Source organism: Aquabacterium sp. (assembly GCF_049274795.1).
In the GTDB taxonomy this organism is placed as follows: Bacteria; Pseudomonadota; Gammaproteobacteria; order Burkholderiales; family Burkholderiaceae_C; genus Aquabacterium.
The window spans coordinates 85142-102037 of record NZ_JBASTH010000035.1; the positions used below are offsets into that span (position 1 = coordinate 85142).

The window sequence follows — 16896 nt, forward strand, 5'->3', positions numbered from 1 at the left end:
GCGCCATGACCTTCATCGACCAGCTCGCGCAAGCACAGCGCCTCAACGACTCCTTGCTTTGCGTGGGCCTGGACCCGGAGCCTTCCAAGCTGCCGGGTGCCTGGAAGGGCCAGCCCGACCGCATCTACGATTTCTGCGCCGCCATCGTCGATGCCACGAAGGACTTGGTCGGCTCGTTCAAGCCGCAGATCGCCTACTTCGCCGCGCACCGCGCTGAAGACCAGCTCGAGCGCCTGATGGCCCACATCAAGCGCGTGGCGCCGCATGTGCCCGTGATCCTGGACGCCAAGCGCGGTGACATCGGCAGCACGGCCGAGCAGTACGCGCGCGAGGCCTTCGAACGTTATCAGGCCGATGCCGTGACGCTGTCGCCCTTCATGGGCTTCGACACGATCGAGCCCTTTCTGCGCTACCCGGGCAAGGGCGTGATCCTGCTGTGCCGCACGTCCAACCCGGGCGGCTCCGACCTGCAGAACCAGCGCCTGGCCGATGTGCCCGGCCAGCCACGCCTGTACGAGCACGTGGCCACGCAGGCGCAGGGCCCGTGGAACACCAATGGCCAGATCGGCCTGGTGGTGGGGGCGACCTTCCCGCAGGAAATCGCGCGGGTGCGCGAGCTCGCGCCGACCGTGCCCTTCCTGATCCCGGGCATCGGGGCGCAGGGCGGCGATGCCGTGGCCACGGTGAAGGCCGGCCTGCGTGTCGGTGCCGATGGTGCGGTGACCGGCCCGATCATCGTCAGCAGTTCGCGTGCGGTGTTGTACGCTGGCAGCGGCCTTGATGACTTCGCCAGTGAGGCCCGCCGCGTGGCGCTGGCAACGCGCGAGACGCTGAACGCGGCCCGCTGACACTGAACCAATCACCCCTGACAGGCAGCAGCACACTGCCTGATGGGTTTCCCCATCCCAGGAAGTTGCTGTGATGACGAAACACACTGAGCATGTCGAGATCGCCTCCCGTTTCTGCGGGCCGCCCCGTTCGGGCAATGGCGGGTATGTGGCGGGCCGCATCGCGGCACCCGTGATGACGGAAGGTGGCTGGGTCACCGTGCGCCTGAAGGCGCCGCCCCCGCTGGCAACGGTCTTGCGGCTGGAGTCGGCCGAGGGGCAGTCGCAGCTCTTCCATGGCGACACGCTGCTGGGCGAGGGCCGCCGCGCCGAGCTGTCGATGGACGTGCCGGCCTGGCCTGGCGTCGAGCGGGCCGAGGCCGCGATGGCGTCCTACCTGGGCTTCAAGACGCATGCCTTCCCTGGCTGCTTCGTGTGCGGGCCGGACCGTGCCGTGGGCGATGGCCTGCGCATCTTCCCTGGCGCGCTGGGCGATGGCGCGGTGGTGGCCTCGAGCTGGTTGCCCGATGCCTCGTTGGTCGATGAGCACGGCGCGGTGCGCCCGGAGTTCGTGTGGGCTGCGCTGGATTGCACCGGGGCCTTTGCCGTGTTCCCGCGCCCGGAAGGCCTGACCTGTGTGCTGGGTGAGTTGAGCGCCAGCCTGCCGGGCACGGCGCAAGCCGGTGAGCGCTGCGTGGCGCTGGGCTGGTCGCTGGGTGGCGAAGGCCGCAAGCACCTGGCCGGCTCGGCCATCTATGGTGAAGATGGCCGCCTGATCGGCCTGGCCCGCGCGGTGTGGGTGGACGTACCAGTGAGCCAGTGGGCTTGAGTCGCACGGCCTGAGTCGTGTTGACGCGGGTGAGCTGTGAGGGCAGGGCGCTCTCGTGGCGAGGCGGGACGATAGCTTGAGGATGGCCCACAATCGGGCATCCTGACCGATCACCCTCATCCCATGGCCGAGCCCGCCACACCCAACCAGCCGTCCAGCCCGTCACCTTCGCCCGCATCGGCCGCGGCGTCGCTGTCTCAGCTCCGCATCGACCGTGGTGCGGCCAAGGCTGGCCGCAAGCGTGTGCCGCATTGGGGCTTGTGGGCCACTGGCGCCATCGTGGTGGCCGCGGGCGGTGCCTGGCTGTTCGCGCCACGTGCCGTGCCGGTGCAGACGGCCGCTGTCGTCTCGACCACGCCTTCGCAGCAGTACGTTGAACTGACTGCCTCGGGCTACGTGGTGGCACAACGGCGTGCGGCGGTCGCGTCCAAGGCCACCGGGCGCCTGGTGGAGCTGATGGTGCGTGAAGGCTCGCGCGTGAAGAAGGACGAGGTCATCGCGCGGCTGGACGCCAGCGACGTGCAGGCCGCCATTGCCGCGGCCGAAGCGGGCATCCGTCAGGCCGAGGCCGGGCTGCGCCAGGCCCAGGCCGAGAACACCAACGCCCAGGCCGAACTGGCGCGCAGCAAGGGCCTGCAAGCCCAGAGCTTCATCTCGCCGCAGGCCGTGGATGCCGCGCAGACACGCGCCAATGCCGCGCAGGCCAGTGTGGCCGCCGCTCAAGCCGGCGTGTCAGCCGCGCAAGCGCAGCGCAAGGTGCAGCAGGTCAACCAGGACTTCACCGAGATCCGTGCGCCCTTCGATGGCGTGGTGCTGGTCAAGAACGCCAATGTGGGCGACATCATCACGCCGTTCTCCAACGCGGCCGGCTCGCAGGGCGCGGTGCTGACCATGGCCGACATGGGCACGCTGGAGGTCGAAGCCGATGTGTCCGAGAGCAGCCTGGCCAAGGTGCGCATCGGCCAGCCGGTGGAGATCGTGCTCGATGCGCTGCCCGATGTACGCTTCAGGGGCACGGTGGGCGGCATCGTGCCCACGGTGGACCGCGCCAAGGCCACGGTGATGACCAAGATCCGTTTCGACAAGCTCGATGCGCGCGTGCTGCCGGAGATGAGCGCCAAGGTGAGCTTCCTGTCCAAGCCGGTGACGGAGGCCGACCAGAAGCCCGTGCTGGGCGTGAACGCGCAGGCCGTGGTCGAGCGTGAGGGCGGCAAGGCCGTGTGGCGCATCACCAGCAGCGGGCCGTTGGACGCGCCCGTGATGACGGCATCGCCCGTGGCCGTGAAGGCCGGCCGCACCATCGGCGAGGTGCTGGAGATTGCGCCCGTGGCGGCCAACGCGATCAAGTCTGGCGACAAGGTGGTGCTGGCGCCGCCTGCCAAGCTGCACGACGGCGCCACCGTCAAGCAGGCCGAGAAGTGACATGGCAGGCCTTGATGACAGCACGGCGCTGATCCGTATCCGCAACCTGAGCAAGTCGTACCAACGGGGCGGCCAGCACATCCCCGTGCTGGAAGACATCCACCTTGATGTTCAGGCTGGCGAGTTCGTCGCGCTGATGGGGCCCAGCGGCTCGGGCAAGAGCACGCTGCTCAACTTGATCGCGGGCATCGACCAGCCCACCTCCGGCTGCATCGAGATCGGCGGCGTGGACATCGCCACCTTGAACGAAGGCGAGCTGGCCGACTGGCGCGCCAGCCACGTCGGTTTCATCTTCCAGTTCTACAACCTGATGCCCGTGCTCACGGCTTTCGAGAACGTGGAGTTGCCGCTGCTGTTGACCAGCCTGTCGCGCCGCCAGCGCCATGAGCACGTGGCCGCGGCACTGGACATGGTGCGCCTGGGTGACCGTGTGGACCACTATCCCAACGAGCTCTCCGGTGGGCAGCAGCAGCGCGTGGCCATTGCTCGCGCGCTGGTGGCCGACCCAGCCCTGATCGTGGCTGATGAGCCCACGGGTGACCTGGACCGCACCACAGGTGAGGAAGTGCTGAACCTGCTGCAGCAGCTGCAGCGCGACCTGGGCAAGACCATCGTGATGGTCACGCACGACCCGAAAGCCGCTTCGCGCGCCGGCCGCCTGATCCACCTGGAAAAAGGCGTGCTGGTGCCTGACGACGAGATGCCCCGCCAGGCCGGGCACTGACGCAGGCCGCGCATGTTCCTTTTCAAGCTGCTGCTGCGCAACGCCTTCAGGCACCGCCTGCGCACCCTGCTGACCATGGTGGGGCTGGTGGTGGCCATTTGCGCCTTCGGGCTGCTGCGCACGGTGGTCGATGCCTGGTATGCGGGGGTGGATGCATCGTCGAGCGCGCGGCTGGTGACGCGCAGCGCGATCTCTTTGACCTTCCCGCTGCCACTCAATTACGCCGAGCGCATCCGCGCGGTGGAGGGCGTCAAGAGCATCTCGTGGGCCAACTGGTTCGGCGGCATCTACATCACCGAGCGCAACTTCTTCGCGCAGTTCGCGGTGGACCCGGAGAGCTACCTCAAGCTCTACCCCGAGTTCCAGCTGACGGACAAGGAGAAGGCGGACTTCCTGCGTGACCGCCAGGGCTGTGTGGTCGGGCGCAAGCTGGCGGGCAAGTTCGGCTGGAAGGTGGGGGACACGGTGGCCTTGCGCGGCACCATCTACCCGGGCACCTGGAGCTTCACGATCCGCGGCATCTACGAAGGCAAGGACGTCAAGACGGACGAGCAGCAGATGTTCATCCACTGGAAGCGCCTGTCCGAGGCCGTGCGCGTGACGGGTGCCAAGAGCAGCGCCGATTACGTGGGCGTGTACGTGGTCGGCATCCACAACCCCGATGACGCGCCCCAGGTCTCGCGCCGCATCGACACGCTGTTCCACAACTCGCTGGCCGAGACGCTGACTGAGACGGAGAAGGCCTTCCAGCTCAGCTTCGTGTCGATGAGCGAAGCCATCCTGCTGGCTGTGCAGGCGGTGAGCTTCATCATCATCCTGATCATCATGGCTGTGATGGCCAACACGATGACGATGACCGCGCGCGAGCGCCTGGCCGAGTACGCCACGCTCAAGGCCCTGGGCTTCAGCCCCGGCTTCGTGGTGCGGCTGCTGTTCGGCGAGAGCCTGCTGATCGCGCTGATCGGCGGCGGGCTGGGCGTGGCGGCCACCTTCCCCGTGGCCAAGGCCTTCGTGGGCGCGGTGGGCACGCTGTTCCCGGTGTTCAACGTGTCGGGCACCACCTTGATGCTGCAGGTGCTGGCCTGCGTGATCGTGGGTGTGGTGGCGGCGGCCTGGCCGGCCTGGAAGATGTCGCGCATCGACATCGTGCAGGGCCTGAGGCACGTGGCATGAAGGGCACGGCATGAAGGCACTGCCCTGGAGCTACATCGCCCGCAACCTGTGGGTGCGGCGTGTGACCACCTTGCTCACGGCCGGCGGCATGGCGCTGGTGGTCTATGTGTTCGCCACCGTGCTGATGATGAGCGAGGGCATCCGTGCCACCTTGGTGGCCACCGGCCAGCCCGACAACGTGATGGTGCTGCGCAAGGGGGCTGGCGCTGAGATCAACTCGCTGATCTCGCGTGACCAGGCGGCCGTGATCGAGAGCCTGCCCGGTATCGCCACCGATGGTGACGGTCGCCGGCTGGTGTCGCGCGAGCCCGTGGTGCTCAACACCCTGCCCAAGCGCGGCACGGGCAAGCCCAGCAACGTGACGGTGCGCGGCACCTCGATGGCCGGGCTGGGGTTGCGGCCACAGGTGCGTTTCACTGAAGGGCGCATGTTCCGCCCCGGCACCAGCGAGATCGTGACCGGCCGCGCGGTGGCCTCGGGCTTCGCGGGCGCGGGCCTGGGCGAGACCTTGCGCTTCGCCGGGCGCGACTGGACGGTGGTGGGCGTGTTCGATGCCAGCGGCAGCGGCTTCGATTCGGAGATCTGGGGCGATGCCGACCAGATGATGCAGGCCTTCCGGCGGCAGGTGTTCTCCAGCATGGTCTTCCGGCTGGCCGATGTGTCGAACTTCGAGCGGCTGAAGGCGCAGATCGAGAAGGATCCGCGCCTCACGCTGGAGGCCAAGCCCGAGCGCCAGTTCTATGCCGAGCAATCCGAGGCGCTGGCCACCTTCATCCGCATCCTGGGGCTGGCGCTGTCCATCATCTTCTCGATTGGCGCCATCGTGGGCGCGATGATCACGATGTTCGCCTCGGTGGCCTCGCGCGTGGGCGAGATCGGCACCTTGCGGGCGCTGGGCTTTCGGCGCGGCGCGGTGCTGGCCGGCTTCATGGCCGAATCGCTGCTGCTGTCGCTGGTGGGCGGGGTGATGGGCCTGGGCGCGGCCTCGCTGATGCAGACGGTGAACATCTCCACGGTGAACTTCCAGACCTTCTCGGAGCTGGCTTTCCAGTTCAAGCTCACACCGGCCATCGTCGTGCAGACGCTGGTGTTCGCCTTGGTGATGGGGTTGCTGGGCGGCTTCGTGCCGGCGTGGCGCGCGGCGCGGCTCAAGATCGTGGATTGCCTGCGCGAAGCCTGACGGCCGGTTGATCGGATCTGTCTGATTCGGCGCATGCTGACCCCCTAAATCCAGGGGGATTCGAGGGGCAGGGCGATGCGATGCTCATGCGCTGTACCCGATGTCGTCCCACACACAAACCTGAAGGGGGAGCCAGTCATGCCCACGCCGCGCTCTACCGTTGGCCAGTTGCTGCAGAAGATCCGCGGCGTCAGCACGCCATCGACCCCGCCAGTGCCAGACACGTCGCAGGCGGACCGCAAGGTGGCTGCCGCGGCGCAGCAGTTGCGAGCGAGCCTGGCATCGCTTGCACAGCTGCTGTCGGGGATCGAACCTGCGGCCCTGCGTGCACCGCTGGCGCAGCGTGCACTGGCCCTGGATGGGCAGTTGAAAGGCCTGGATGACCTGCCCGATGCCGCAGCGCGGTCGGCTCGCCTGATGCAGGTGGGCGAAGCGCTGACCGCCCTGAAGGAGGCGGTGGGCAAAGTCCGCGAGGAATTGGCGGAGCAGTCTTCGACGGTGCAGCCGGACAAGGGCACGGGCAAGGAGCCCGTCAAAGGCCCCGACAAAGGGAAAGAAGGCGAGGCCTTCAAGGCGCGCTTGTCGTCCCTGCTGAACGACATCAAGCAGGCTGTGGGCAAGGGCGGCGAGCCGGCCGAGGCCATCAAGCGGCTCAATGCCGCGGCCATCGCTGCGGCCCAGCGCAAGGATTTCGTGGCCGCCAAGGATGCCCTTGATGAGCTGGAGGCTGAACTGGCGCTGGCCCTGCATGAAAGCGACGAGGTCGAATCGGATGAACAGGTGCCTCTCCAGCCGGACCCTGAGCAAGTGAAGGCCCTGGCGCAGGCTCGGCAGGGCGTTCAAAACACACAGCTTGCCGTGGCCGCCTTGAAGGCCCAGGCCCTGGTGGACCTGGGCACCTTGCCACCTGCCCTGGCGCAACAGTTCGATGCGATCGAGCAGTCCCTGGCGCTGGATGATCAGCCCGACCCCGTGAAACTCGACGAGGCCGTCGCCAAGGCGAGCGAAGAAGCAGGGAAGCTGGAGAAGGCCGTGGCGACGCTGGTTCAGCGCAAGCAGGCCTTTGACGCGGATTGGCAACTGCTCGACAGCCGCATCACGGCATTGGAAAGCCATGCGAAGGCCACGGTGGATTTCGTCAAAGGCAAGATCGATGCGGCGAAGGACAGCCTGGCCAAGGCCCGCGCGCTGGCAGACGGGCATGAGCATGACAAGGCGATGGCGGCACTGCCCGCCGTTGCGCTGGCCTGCGCGGAAGCGGAGTCGCTGGCCGACCAGCATGCCCACTACACTCATGTGCTGGCCGATCGCGAACGCCGCGTGGCGGCGCTCACGGACTCGCCCCAGCCGCCCGCGCAGGCCCTGGTGACTGCCGCGAGAGAGAAGCTGGCCAAGGCCAAGAACCATGCGGCGGCCACCGAGCTGCCGCAGGCCGTGGCCCTGCTCAACGAGCTGCCCAAGAACTGCATCGATGCGGCCTGGCTGGTCAAACAGGCCGGCGCCTATGACGCGATGCTGCTCAAGCAGACCACCAGCATCTCCAACGCGAAAAGCTGGACCAGCGTCTACGAAGTCGGCCCCTACATGCCGGAGGTGGAGGCCCTGTTCGAAAGCGCGAAGTACGACAAGACCAACAACTATGTCGCGTCTGTCAGTCTGCTGGAGCGTGTCGGCGGCAAGCTGGGCGCCTTGTTCAAGATCATCGGCCAGTTCAAGGAGTTCAGGACCGACTACCGCGCAGCCCAGAAGCACATCCAGGATTTGGCCGTGCACGCAGGCGCATCCGGCATCACCGAGCCCCTGACACGCATGCGAGCCGATCTGCTCTTCGCCGAAGGGCGCCGCAATGCGCGTGAGTACGTCACAGCCGGCAACGTGTGCAAGAGCATCAACGAACAAGCCGGCAAGGCACTCGTCCTGGCGAACCAGTGCGTGGCCTACAAGACGCGACGCAAGGAGGTCACGGACAAGCAGTCCGATCTGGTGGCCACCGGCTACCAGGCCCATGCCGCCGATGTGTTGGCCGAGGTCGATACTCTGCTGATCTCCGCGTCCGCCAAGGAGCTGTTGCTGGACTTCGAAGGCGCGACCAAGGACCTTGATGGTGCCATGGATCGCTGCATGCGTGCGCAGAACGTGATCGACAACCAGAAGGTGGTCGAGGGATGGTCGAACGAAGCCGAGCCCGCCATCAACGCGCTGGACACGGACTACGACGCGGCCCATGACGAGTTCGAGGGCATTCTCCGAGAAGCCAAGGGCTTCGACACCGACGATCACTTCGGCGACACGCTGGACGATGCCAAGGCCAAGGGCGATCAGGCCAGGACACTGGCGAATGCCTCCCCCCCGGACTACGATGGGGCCAGGCAACTGCTGAGGGAGGCCATCGCCGACTGCGTCAACGTGGTCCGCTGGGTCGACCTGCGCAAGATCATCGACGGCCTGCACCAGGGCATCGAGCAGCGTGCCACCGCGTTGCGCAGTGAGCCTTCGGTGGCCGTTCTGGACGATCGGCTCGATGACATCGACCAGCGTCTGTCCGACGCGCTGGCGCAGGCCGACCAGTACGACTACGCGGCGGCCCAGGGGACGCTCACCTCTGCCGAGCAGAAGATGATCGAGGCCGAAGGCCTGTCCAAGCGCTATGACGACTACCAGACCCTGCGCACAGGGGACATCCAGGCCGCACTGGACAAGCTGGACACGCCCAAGGGCCTGGCCGCGCTGGATGTCGAAGTCGGAAAGTTCAAGGGCGACGTCACGGCCGCCGACGACACGCTGACCGCAAGCAAGGACGTGCCGGCCGCGCTCACGGCCCTGCGCAAGGCTGCGGCGGAGGGCAATGACCTGGTCACCCGGCTGGGCTACTGCAACCAGGCGCGCAAGATCGAGAAGAAGTACATCCTCGATGAAATCGGCGCCATCAAGAACAAGCCGCCCGTCGCGGCCGACTACCAGTTGATCCAGGCCAAGCTGGTCAACCTGAAGGACGCGTTCGACCGCCGGCAGTTCAAGCAGGCCGAGAACATGGTCTGGACGATCTACTGGGCCATCCTGGCCGCCAAGAAGGCGCTCGAGGCGCATGATCTGCATGAGGTCAAGCGCCAGAAGGCCCTGACTGCGCTGAACGGCCTGAAGTCCGTGGCCTGCGATGCAGTCAAGGACGACATCGCCACGGTAGAGAACTTCATGGCCAAGGCCGGCACGCTGGCCGATGCGCGCAACTTCGAAACCGCTGCGCCCTTGCTGACCAAGGCCACGGCGTGGTGCGTGAAGCCCAAGGCGCTGGGCGAGGCCTTCGCTACCTACACCGCTGCGCTCAAGACGGCGCAGGAGGCCGTCGATGGGTTGCACAAGGATTTCCCGGGTCAGGAGGCGGTAGCACTTGAACTCAAGGCGCTCGAGGCTCAGTTGGCCCTGGCGCGCAAGCTCGCCGATGGCAAGAGCTTTGACAAGGCCCGCGAGGTCGCATTGGCCATTGCATCGAAGGGCACCGAGGCGCGCAGCCGGGCGCAGGCGCACCAGGGCATCGACGAGGCCGGCCAGCGCGTTGCCGCACTCAAGGGTGATTCGCTCGATGGCCTGGAGGGCGAGATCCATGCGGTGCGGACGCTGGCCGATCAATTGAAGCAACGGCGCCTGCCTTTGCTCGACAAGGGGCTGCAAGGCATCGACAAGCTGCTGGGTGATGCGGACACCGCCTTGAAGTCAGGCAAGGGTGCACAGGTGGTGGCGGCGTTGGCGCAGGCCACGAAGGCGTGCGCCCAGGCCAGTGCAGATGCCGACCAGTTCACCTCGATGGATGCGCTGCTCAAGGCCGCCGAGACGGAATTGACCAATGTGCGCAACCGCCATGCCGAGCCGGCCTACGTGCCTCTCACGCTGAACACGCTGGCCAAGCAACTGCTGCTGGCGCGTGCCAGCGCCGAGCAGACGGTGTTCGAGGCCGCGCTGAACCAGCTGCACGCGGTCCAGGCCGGGCTGCGCGAACTCGATGAGATCGGCCGGCAGCACGCGGTCTATGCCGGGCAGCGCCGTCTGATCGAACAGCAGGCCACGGACCTGGCCAGGCATGCCGCCCGGTTCGCCGTGGCCAAGGAGCTGGGCGAGCTGCGCGCCTACCTGGGCGAAGCCGGTGCCAAGGCCGTGCAGCGTGATTACCCGGAGGCCATGAAGCTGCTGTCCGATGCCGCCGACATCGCCGAGGGCGCTGCGCTCAAGGCCGACATGCACGACCAGAAGGAGCCTTCGGAGGCGGCGCTCAAGGCCATCCTCGACAAGCCTGATGGTGACAAGCGACTCGACGAAGTCATCAAGACGCTCGATGCTCAGGCCAAGCGCAAGGTCTGCAAGAAGGCGCTGGAGATGCGCTTCAACATGCAGCTCGAACTGTTCACGGACAAGGACGGCAACAACATCGACACCGACCAGGACAAGAACGCGCCCGACGTCCTGCGTCTCTACGAGGTGATGAAGGCCTTGCCCAAGGAGCACACCAAGGACAACCCCAGCATGGCGAAGGTACAGCGCATCGGCGAAGAGGTGGGCACCTCGTCGTTCTCCAGCTCGACACGTGAGCTCAAGCTGCGCGTGGGCCGGGCAGAGGACAAGACCGAACGCATGATCTCGCAGGAGTGGGAGATGGGCGAGGTGGATGCGGATTCCAAGCCGGCCGACACCGAGCCGCCCACCAAGTTCAGCTGGACCACGCTGCACGAGATCGGCCACGCCGTGGACGACCGCCAGGCCTTCATGAAGGGCCGGGCGGGCCAGGAGGAGTTCGGTGGCTGGCGCGAGTACGGTGGCAACGTCAAGGAGATCGCGCAGACTGCGGCCGCCCATTTCTCGTACGACCAGGCCTACATCGAGGCCTACCTGGCCGGTGAGAAGCCCCTGCGGCCGGCGGCCCAGGGCGTGGCGGACGACATCTGGGACCGGCGGCGTATCGAGGCCGAATCCTGGTGCGATTCAATCCGCAATGACAAGAATGTCTACTACAACGCCTCGTCCTGCGAGCGTCTGCAGATCAACGGCCGCGTCTACCAGGAGGCCTACGCGCACCGCTGGGTCAGCTACAGTTTCGCTGCACGCAAGAAGGCCGTCTCGGGCTACCAGTTCCGGGCGCCCGGCGAATGGTTCGCCGAACTGTACGCTGCCTTCCATACTGGCAAGATGAACAAGAACCACCCGGCCCGCTCGTGGCTGAGCAAACTCTGAGCCGGGCCTGAACCCAGGAGAACTTCATGTCGATCTTCCGTTCCCTGAACGTCACTTGCCCCGCGTGCGGTAAGGACTTCGTCATGCAGGCCGCCGAAAGCGTGAACGCCGACCGCCGCCCCGACCTGCGCGATGCCATCCTGGATGGCAGCTTCCAGGTGGAGGCCTGCCCGCATTGCGGCGAGCGCTTCCGGCTCGACCCGCGCTTGAGCTATGTCGACATCGCCCGCGGGCAGTGGATCTCCGTGCAGCCGCTGGAAGACGTTGGCGACTGGGTGGCGGGCGAGGACGAGGCGATTGCCATGTTCGACAAGGCCTATGGTTCGCAGGCGCCCGCTTCGGCGCGCGAGATCGGCGAGGCCCTGCGGCTCCGGTTGGTGTACGGCTGGTCGGCCCTGCGCGAGAAACTCGTGGTCGCCGAACACGGCCTGGACGATGTCACGCTGGAACTGATGAAGCTGGCCCTGATCCAGGGGCTGGACCATGCGCCATTGGCACGGGGCAACGAACTGCGCCTGGAGACGGCCGACCCCGAGAGCCTTGAGTTGCGCTGGGTGAAGGCCGAGAGCGACGAGGTGATCGAGCGGCTGCGCGTGCCACGCTCGCTGTACGACGGCATCGTCGATGACGAAGCCGCCTGGGCCGCCTTGCGCCAGTCCACCGCCGAAGGGCCATTCGTCGACATGCAAAAGCAGTATCTCGGCCAGGGCCGGCAGGCCTGAGCGCTTGCCGGTACGATGCTGCCGGCGGCCCCGTGGCCGCAGGAGCATTCGCATGAGATTGGTGAGTTTCCAGGTGGCCGGATCCGGGGCCATCGAAGTCGGCGTGCTGGTGGGGGATGAAGGCGTGGTGTCGCTGCACCAGGCCCTGCCCACCGAGGTGCTGGCCGCACACGAAGGCATGCCCGAGGTGATCGCGCGCTGGGCGCAACTGCAGCCACAGGTGCAGGCCCTGCTGAACCAAGCCCCGCACGCCCGCCTGCCCGAGCTGCACCTGCTGGCGCCCGTGCCGCGCCCCCCGAAGCTGTTGGCCATCGGCCTGAACTACCTGGACCACGTCAACGAGAAGATCGTGGGTGACCAGGGCCGCGAGAGCCGCGTCGTGCCCGAGCACCAGCTGTGGTTCACCAAGCTGGGCCACGCCATCAACGGCCCCTATGACGACATCGTGCTGCCCAAGGTGTCCGAGCGCACCGACTACGAGGCCGAACTGGTCGCCGTGATCGGCCAGCGCTGCAAGCACGTGCCGCGTGAGCGCGCGCATGAAGTGATCTTCGGCTACTGCGTGGGCAACGACGTGTCCGTGCGCGACTGGCAGAAGCGCACCTCGCAATGGACGCTGGGCAAATCGTTCGACACGCACGCACCCTTCGGCCCCTGGCTGACCACGGCTGATGAGCTGGGCGGCGATCCGCACGCGCTGGACCTGCGCTGCTGGGTCAATGGCGAGCTGCGCCAGCAAAGCAACACCAGCCTGATGATCCACGATGTGTGGTCGCAGATCGCGCTACTGAGCCAGGCGATGACGCTGGAGCCGGGCGATGTGATCTACACGGGCACCTGCAGTGGCGTGGGCGCGGCCTTCGATCCGCCCAAGTTTCTGCGCAACGGTGATGTCGTGCGCGTGGAGATCGACAAGCTCGGCGCCATCGAGGCGCGCTGCGTGGATGAAGCCTGACGCCCGAGCCTGATCAGGCGGCATCGCCGTTCAGACGGTGCTCCAGGGGCAGTAGTGATTCCAGCACCGCCTGCACGAAGGCGGTGATCGTGGGCGTGAGCTCGACCAGGCGGTCGGCGCGGCCTTCTTCCACTGCTTGCAGGATCAGCTCGGTGATGCCGCCCACCACGGCCATGGCCAGGGTGGGCTCCAGCGGCCGCTTGTTGGGTTCGCGCAGGCGCGCGATCTCCACCTGCATGCGCAGGAAATCCGCAAAGCTGCGCTGCACGCCGCGCCGCGCTTGCAGGCCGGCTGGCCCCAGCGCGTACAGCTCGATGAACAAGGTGCGCAGCAGCGCGGGCTGCGCCTGCAGGCTGCCCAGATAGGCGCGCGTAACTTGTTCGAGCTGCTCGACCCAGTCGGCCTCGTGGTCATAGCCGGCAGCGATCACGGCCAGCGTCTGCTGGCTCATGGTCTCGCACAGGGCCAGCAGGCAGGCCTCCTTGCTCTCGAACTGTTCGTAGAAGGTGCGCTTGGAGACGTGCGCGCGTGCCACCACGTCCGCCACGGTGGTGTCGGCATAGGGCTTGTCGGCCAGGGTGGCCGCCAGGGCCTCGATCAGCCGCAGGCGATGCGGCGAAGGTGCGGCGGCAGGAGAGGGCGCATCGGCAGTCATCAGGGCTAGATGGTACTTGACCGTACCCGCGTGGTGCTGGTACCCTTTCGTACCGTTGATGGTACTTGTGGGTACCAAAACACCAGATCAGTGTCAGACATCCCCAAAGAGAGACCGAGGAGTACAAGCATGCAGATGTCCTTCACGCCCCTGTGGCACCGAGCCCTGTTCATCCTGGCGGTGGGCGCCGCGCCCCTGTGCAGCCAGGCGCAACCGAGTCTGGCCGTGCCCGCAGCGCCCGCGACCGCCCAGGCCACAGCGGCCCACACCACCGTGCCTGTCACCTTCGCGTGCCAGGCCACCACCTGCGATGGCGAACTGTGGCTGCCTGCGGGCGCCTCCAAGCCGCCCGTCATCGTGATGGCGCACGGCTTCGGCGCGCTGCGCGACTGGGGCCTCAAGCCCTATGCCGAGCGCTTCGTACAGGCTGGCTTTGCGGTGCTGCGCTTTGATTACCGGGGCTTCGGCAAGAGCGGCGGCCAGCCGCGCCGCGTGGTCAATGGCAAGGAGCACGTGAAGGACTGGTCCAGCGCGATCGACGCCGTGCGCCAGCGCCAGGATGTCGATGGCTCGCGCGTGGGCCTGTGGGGCACGTCGTACAGCGGCGGGCATGTGCTGCAGGTGGCGGCTGACCGGCCGGAGGCAGTCAAGGCTGTCAGCTCGCAGGTGCCTTTCGTGAACGGCTGGCAAAGCAGCCTGACCTTCCCGCTCAAGTACCAGCCTGTTGCGGCCTGGTACGCCCTGCGTGACCTGATGCGCAGCGACAGCGAGACACCGCTGTACGTGCCCACCATCGCACCGGGGCAGTTCTCCGCGCTGATCTGCCCGGAGTGCGATGGCTACAAGAAGCTGATGCCCGCAGGCACGCCGGAGGCCGACACCAAGGTGGCCGCGCGGGTGTTCATGAGCCTGCCCTTCTACAGCCCTGGCGGTGCGGCCGACAGCATCCAGGCGCCCACGCTCGTCATCGCGTCAGAGAAGGACGGGCTGATCCCCGTCAAGGGTGTGCGCAAGGTGGCCGCCCAGCTCAAGCATGGTGAATACGTGGAGCTGGCCGGTGCCGACCACTTCTCGCCCTACACCGGCCCGCTGTTCGAGCAGGTGGTGGCCCGCCAGACGGCCTTCTTCAAGAAGAACTTGGCGGAGTGAACTTGCCGGTGATGGTGCGGTCCCGGCCTTCGTGCTTGGCCCGCAGCAGGGCATGGCGCGCCCGCGTGAGCGTGGTGTCCATGTCCTCGCCCTCCTGCCAGACCACCAGGCCGGCAGAGAAGCTCACCTTCACGCCCAGGCGGGCGGCGCTCAGGTCCTGCGCCTCCATGCGATGGCGGAAGCGCTCGATGCCCTGCACGGCCTGCTCCGGCTCGCTGTCGGTGAACAGTACCAGCAACTCCTCGCCGCCCCAGCGGCCCACCACATCGGTCTGACGGAACACTTCCATCGCGATGCGGGCCACGGCCACCAGGGCCTCGTCGCCCACCGCGTGGCCGAAGCGTTCGTTGACGCGCTGGAACTGGTCCAGATCGATCAGCGCCAGGCTCATGGGCAGGTCGGCACGCTCGGCGCGCTTGGCGTGCTGGTTCATCAGCTCCGTCATGTGGCGGTTGTTGAACAGGCCTGTGAGTGGATCGCGCGTGGCCAGTTGCTCCATGCGTGCCAGCGTGTCGGCCATGGTGGATTGCTGCTCGCTGAGCTCTTCATGCTTGACGCTGAAGTGGTGTATGGCCTGGCCCAGCACCAGCATGAACAGGCAGGCCAGCAGGCCGTTGATGCCGTCGCGCATGGGGTCGAAGCCCTGCAGGCCCGCGGCCCACAAACCCAGCATGGCCAGGGCCAGCAGGCCGCTGGCCGCCAGGCTCACCTGCGTGACCTGCCGGGGCGAGTGCGTGAACAGGCCCAGTGCCACTGTCAGGCACAGCAACTGCAGCATGGCGTTGCGTGCCAGCGGAATGCCCGCGTACACGGCCACGATCACGACCAGTGCGCCCATCAGCGCGCCCACGGGCAGCCTGCGCTCGGTAGAGGTTTCGGTAGAGGTCATGAGGACACCACCTGGTTGCGGCCGTTCGCCTTCGCCGAGCGCAGTGCCTGTTCGGCGCGCGCCAGTGTCTGGTGGATGGTTTCTCCGGTGCGGTGCCGCGTGACGCCGGCCGAGCAGTTCACGGGCACCCAACGGCCTTCACGGTAGAAACCGAGCTTGGTGTACAGCTTTTCCTTCAGGCGCTCCATGGAGCGAACGCCGCCTGCCAGGTCCGTTTCCGGCATCAGCAGAATGAACTCCTCGCCGCCCCAGCGCCCCATCACGTCGGAGGCACGCAGGTGCGTGGTCGAGACATGGGCCAGCTGGCGCAGCACCTCGTCGGCACGGGCACGGCCCAGGGCCTCGTTGATCTGCTCGAAGTGGTCCACATCCAGCAAGGCTACGCTGAAGACGCGGCCCTGGCGCGAATGGCGCAGGATCTCCACATCCAGCAGGTGCAGCATGTGGCGGTGGTTGGACAGGCCGGTCAGCGCGTCCTTGGTGGTCAGCGCCTCCAGGCGGGCCAGGGACTGGCGCAGTTCGGCCCGCTGGCGTGCGTGTGTTTGCAGCACGGCATGGGCGCGGCCGGCCACGGCGGCCAGCACGGGCAGGCCCAGGGCTGCCACGCCCAGATCGATCGCTTCCTGGGCCAGGTTCAGGCCCTGCAGCGAGAGCAGGGCCATCACGGCGGCCGCCAGCGACAGCACCCCCAGCAGGGCGCCGGCCCAGGCCAGGGTCTGGCGCGGCGTCAGGCGGTGCATGCCATGCACCAGCACCACCGCCGCCAGCGGCAGCAGGGCGCCGCGGCCCACGTCCACCCACACGTAACCCAGCACGATGCTGATCAGGGCCAGGCCCACCAGCGGCATCGTCAGCGAAGGATCATCCAGCCGGGCGCTCCAGCCGCTGCGGATCAGGCCGTAGCCCACGCCCAGCACGCCCAGGTTGTAGGCCAGCAGGGTCGCCATGTCCTGCAGTGGCACCAGGCCCAGCCCCACGCCCACGGCGCGTGCCAGGTCCAGCGCCAGGAACAGCGCACCCACGCGCAGCAGGCGTGCCAGCCAGAGGCGTTGATCAGGAGCGTCGCCCAGCAGCCAGTCGCCCCAGCGGGGGGCGTCGGGGTCGGCAGAGGGGGCGCAGACAGCGGTGTCCATCATCGGGCACGAAGGTAC

At 67.2% G+C, this 16896-nt stretch carries 13 protein-coding genes; 10 read left to right on the forward strand and 3 right to left on the reverse strand.

The window, feature by feature from the left end; translation table 11 throughout:
• Positions 1–5 precede the first annotated feature (5 nt).
• The 9 genes from pyrF (at position 6) to WAQ08_RS05450 (ending at position 13052) form a co-directional block, all read left to right on the forward strand.
• Positions 6–848 (forward strand): orotidine-5'-phosphate decarboxylase, encoded by an 843-nt coding sequence (gene pyrF / locus WAQ08_RS05410; RefSeq protein WP_422189739.1) that lies wholly within the window; start codon positions 6–8, stop codon positions 846–848.
• A gap of 73 nt (positions 849–921) precedes the next feature.
• Positions 922–1656 carry a hypothetical protein gene (locus WAQ08_RS05415; protein ID WP_422189741.1) on the forward strand — a complete coding sequence of 245 codons (735 nt, stop codon included), beginning with the start codon at positions 922–924 and terminating at the stop codon, positions 1654–1656.
• Between the two features lie 123 nt (positions 1657–1779).
• Complete coding sequence (locus WAQ08_RS05420) at positions 1780–3078, forward strand: efflux RND transporter periplasmic adaptor subunit (protein ID WP_422189743.1); 1299 nt, start codon at positions 1780–1782, stop codon at positions 3076–3078.
• Between the two features lies 1 nt (position 3079).
• On the forward strand, positions 3080–3802 hold the full coding sequence (locus WAQ08_RS05425) for an ABC transporter ATP-binding protein (protein ID WP_422189745.1): 723 nt from the start codon (positions 3080–3082) through the stop codon (positions 3800–3802).
• A 12-nt stretch (positions 3803–3814) separates the two neighbouring features.
• Entirely contained in the window at positions 3815–4975 is a 1161-nt protein-coding gene (locus WAQ08_RS05430) for an ABC transporter permease (RefSeq protein WP_422189748.1), read from the forward strand.
• A gap of 10 nt (positions 4976–4985) precedes the next feature.
• Positions 4986–6155, forward strand: a complete 1170-nt coding sequence (locus WAQ08_RS05435; RefSeq protein ID WP_422189750.1) for an ABC transporter permease — start codon at positions 4986–4988, stop codon at positions 6153–6155.
• A gap of 138 nt (positions 6156–6293) precedes the next feature.
• Positions 6294–11375 carry a hypothetical protein gene (locus tag WAQ08_RS05440; protein ID WP_422189752.1) on the forward strand — a complete coding sequence of 1694 codons (5082 nt, stop codon included), beginning with the start codon at positions 6294–6296 and terminating at the stop codon, positions 11373–11375.
• A 26-nt stretch (positions 11376–11401) separates the two neighbouring features.
• Complete coding sequence (locus WAQ08_RS05445) at positions 11402–12097, forward strand: CpXC domain-containing protein (RefSeq protein ID WP_422189754.1); 696 nt, start codon at positions 11402–11404, stop codon at positions 12095–12097.
• 52 nt (positions 12098–12149) lie between these two features.
• On the forward strand, positions 12150–13052 hold the full coding sequence (locus WAQ08_RS05450; protein ID WP_422189756.1) for a fumarylacetoacetate hydrolase family protein: 903 nt from the start codon (positions 12150–12152) through the stop codon (positions 13050–13052).
• Positions 13053–13065: 13 nt separating this feature from the next.
• Here the strand turns inward: WAQ08_RS05450 and WAQ08_RS05455 are convergent, their stop codons facing one another.
• On the reverse strand, positions 13066–13707 hold the full coding sequence (locus WAQ08_RS05455; protein ID WP_422189758.1) for a TetR/AcrR family transcriptional regulator: 642 nt from the start codon (positions 13705–13707) through the stop codon (positions 13066–13068).
• A gap of 129 nt (positions 13708–13836) precedes the next feature.
• Here WAQ08_RS05455 and WAQ08_RS05460 point away from each other — a divergent pair, with 129 nt between their 5' ends.
• Entirely contained in the window at positions 13837–14856 is a 1020-nt protein-coding gene (locus WAQ08_RS05460) for an alpha/beta hydrolase (RefSeq protein ID WP_422189760.1), read from the forward strand.
• On the opposite strand, the gene WAQ08_RS05465 is transcribed toward WAQ08_RS05460, so the two are convergent.
• On the reverse strand, positions 14834–15745 hold the full coding sequence (locus WAQ08_RS05465) for a GGDEF domain-containing protein (protein ID WP_422189762.1): 912 nt from the start codon (positions 15743–15745) through the stop codon (positions 14834–14836). The two genes, WAQ08_RS05460 and WAQ08_RS05465, sit on opposite strands and share 23 nt — an antisense overlap.
• Complete coding sequence (locus tag WAQ08_RS05470) at positions 15742–16881, reverse strand: GGDEF domain-containing protein (RefSeq protein ID WP_422189764.1); 1140 nt, start codon at positions 16879–16881, stop codon at positions 15742–15744. Before WAQ08_RS05470 ends, WAQ08_RS05465 begins: the two co-directional genes overlap by 4 nt.
• Positions 16882–16896: the final 15 nt, after the last annotated feature.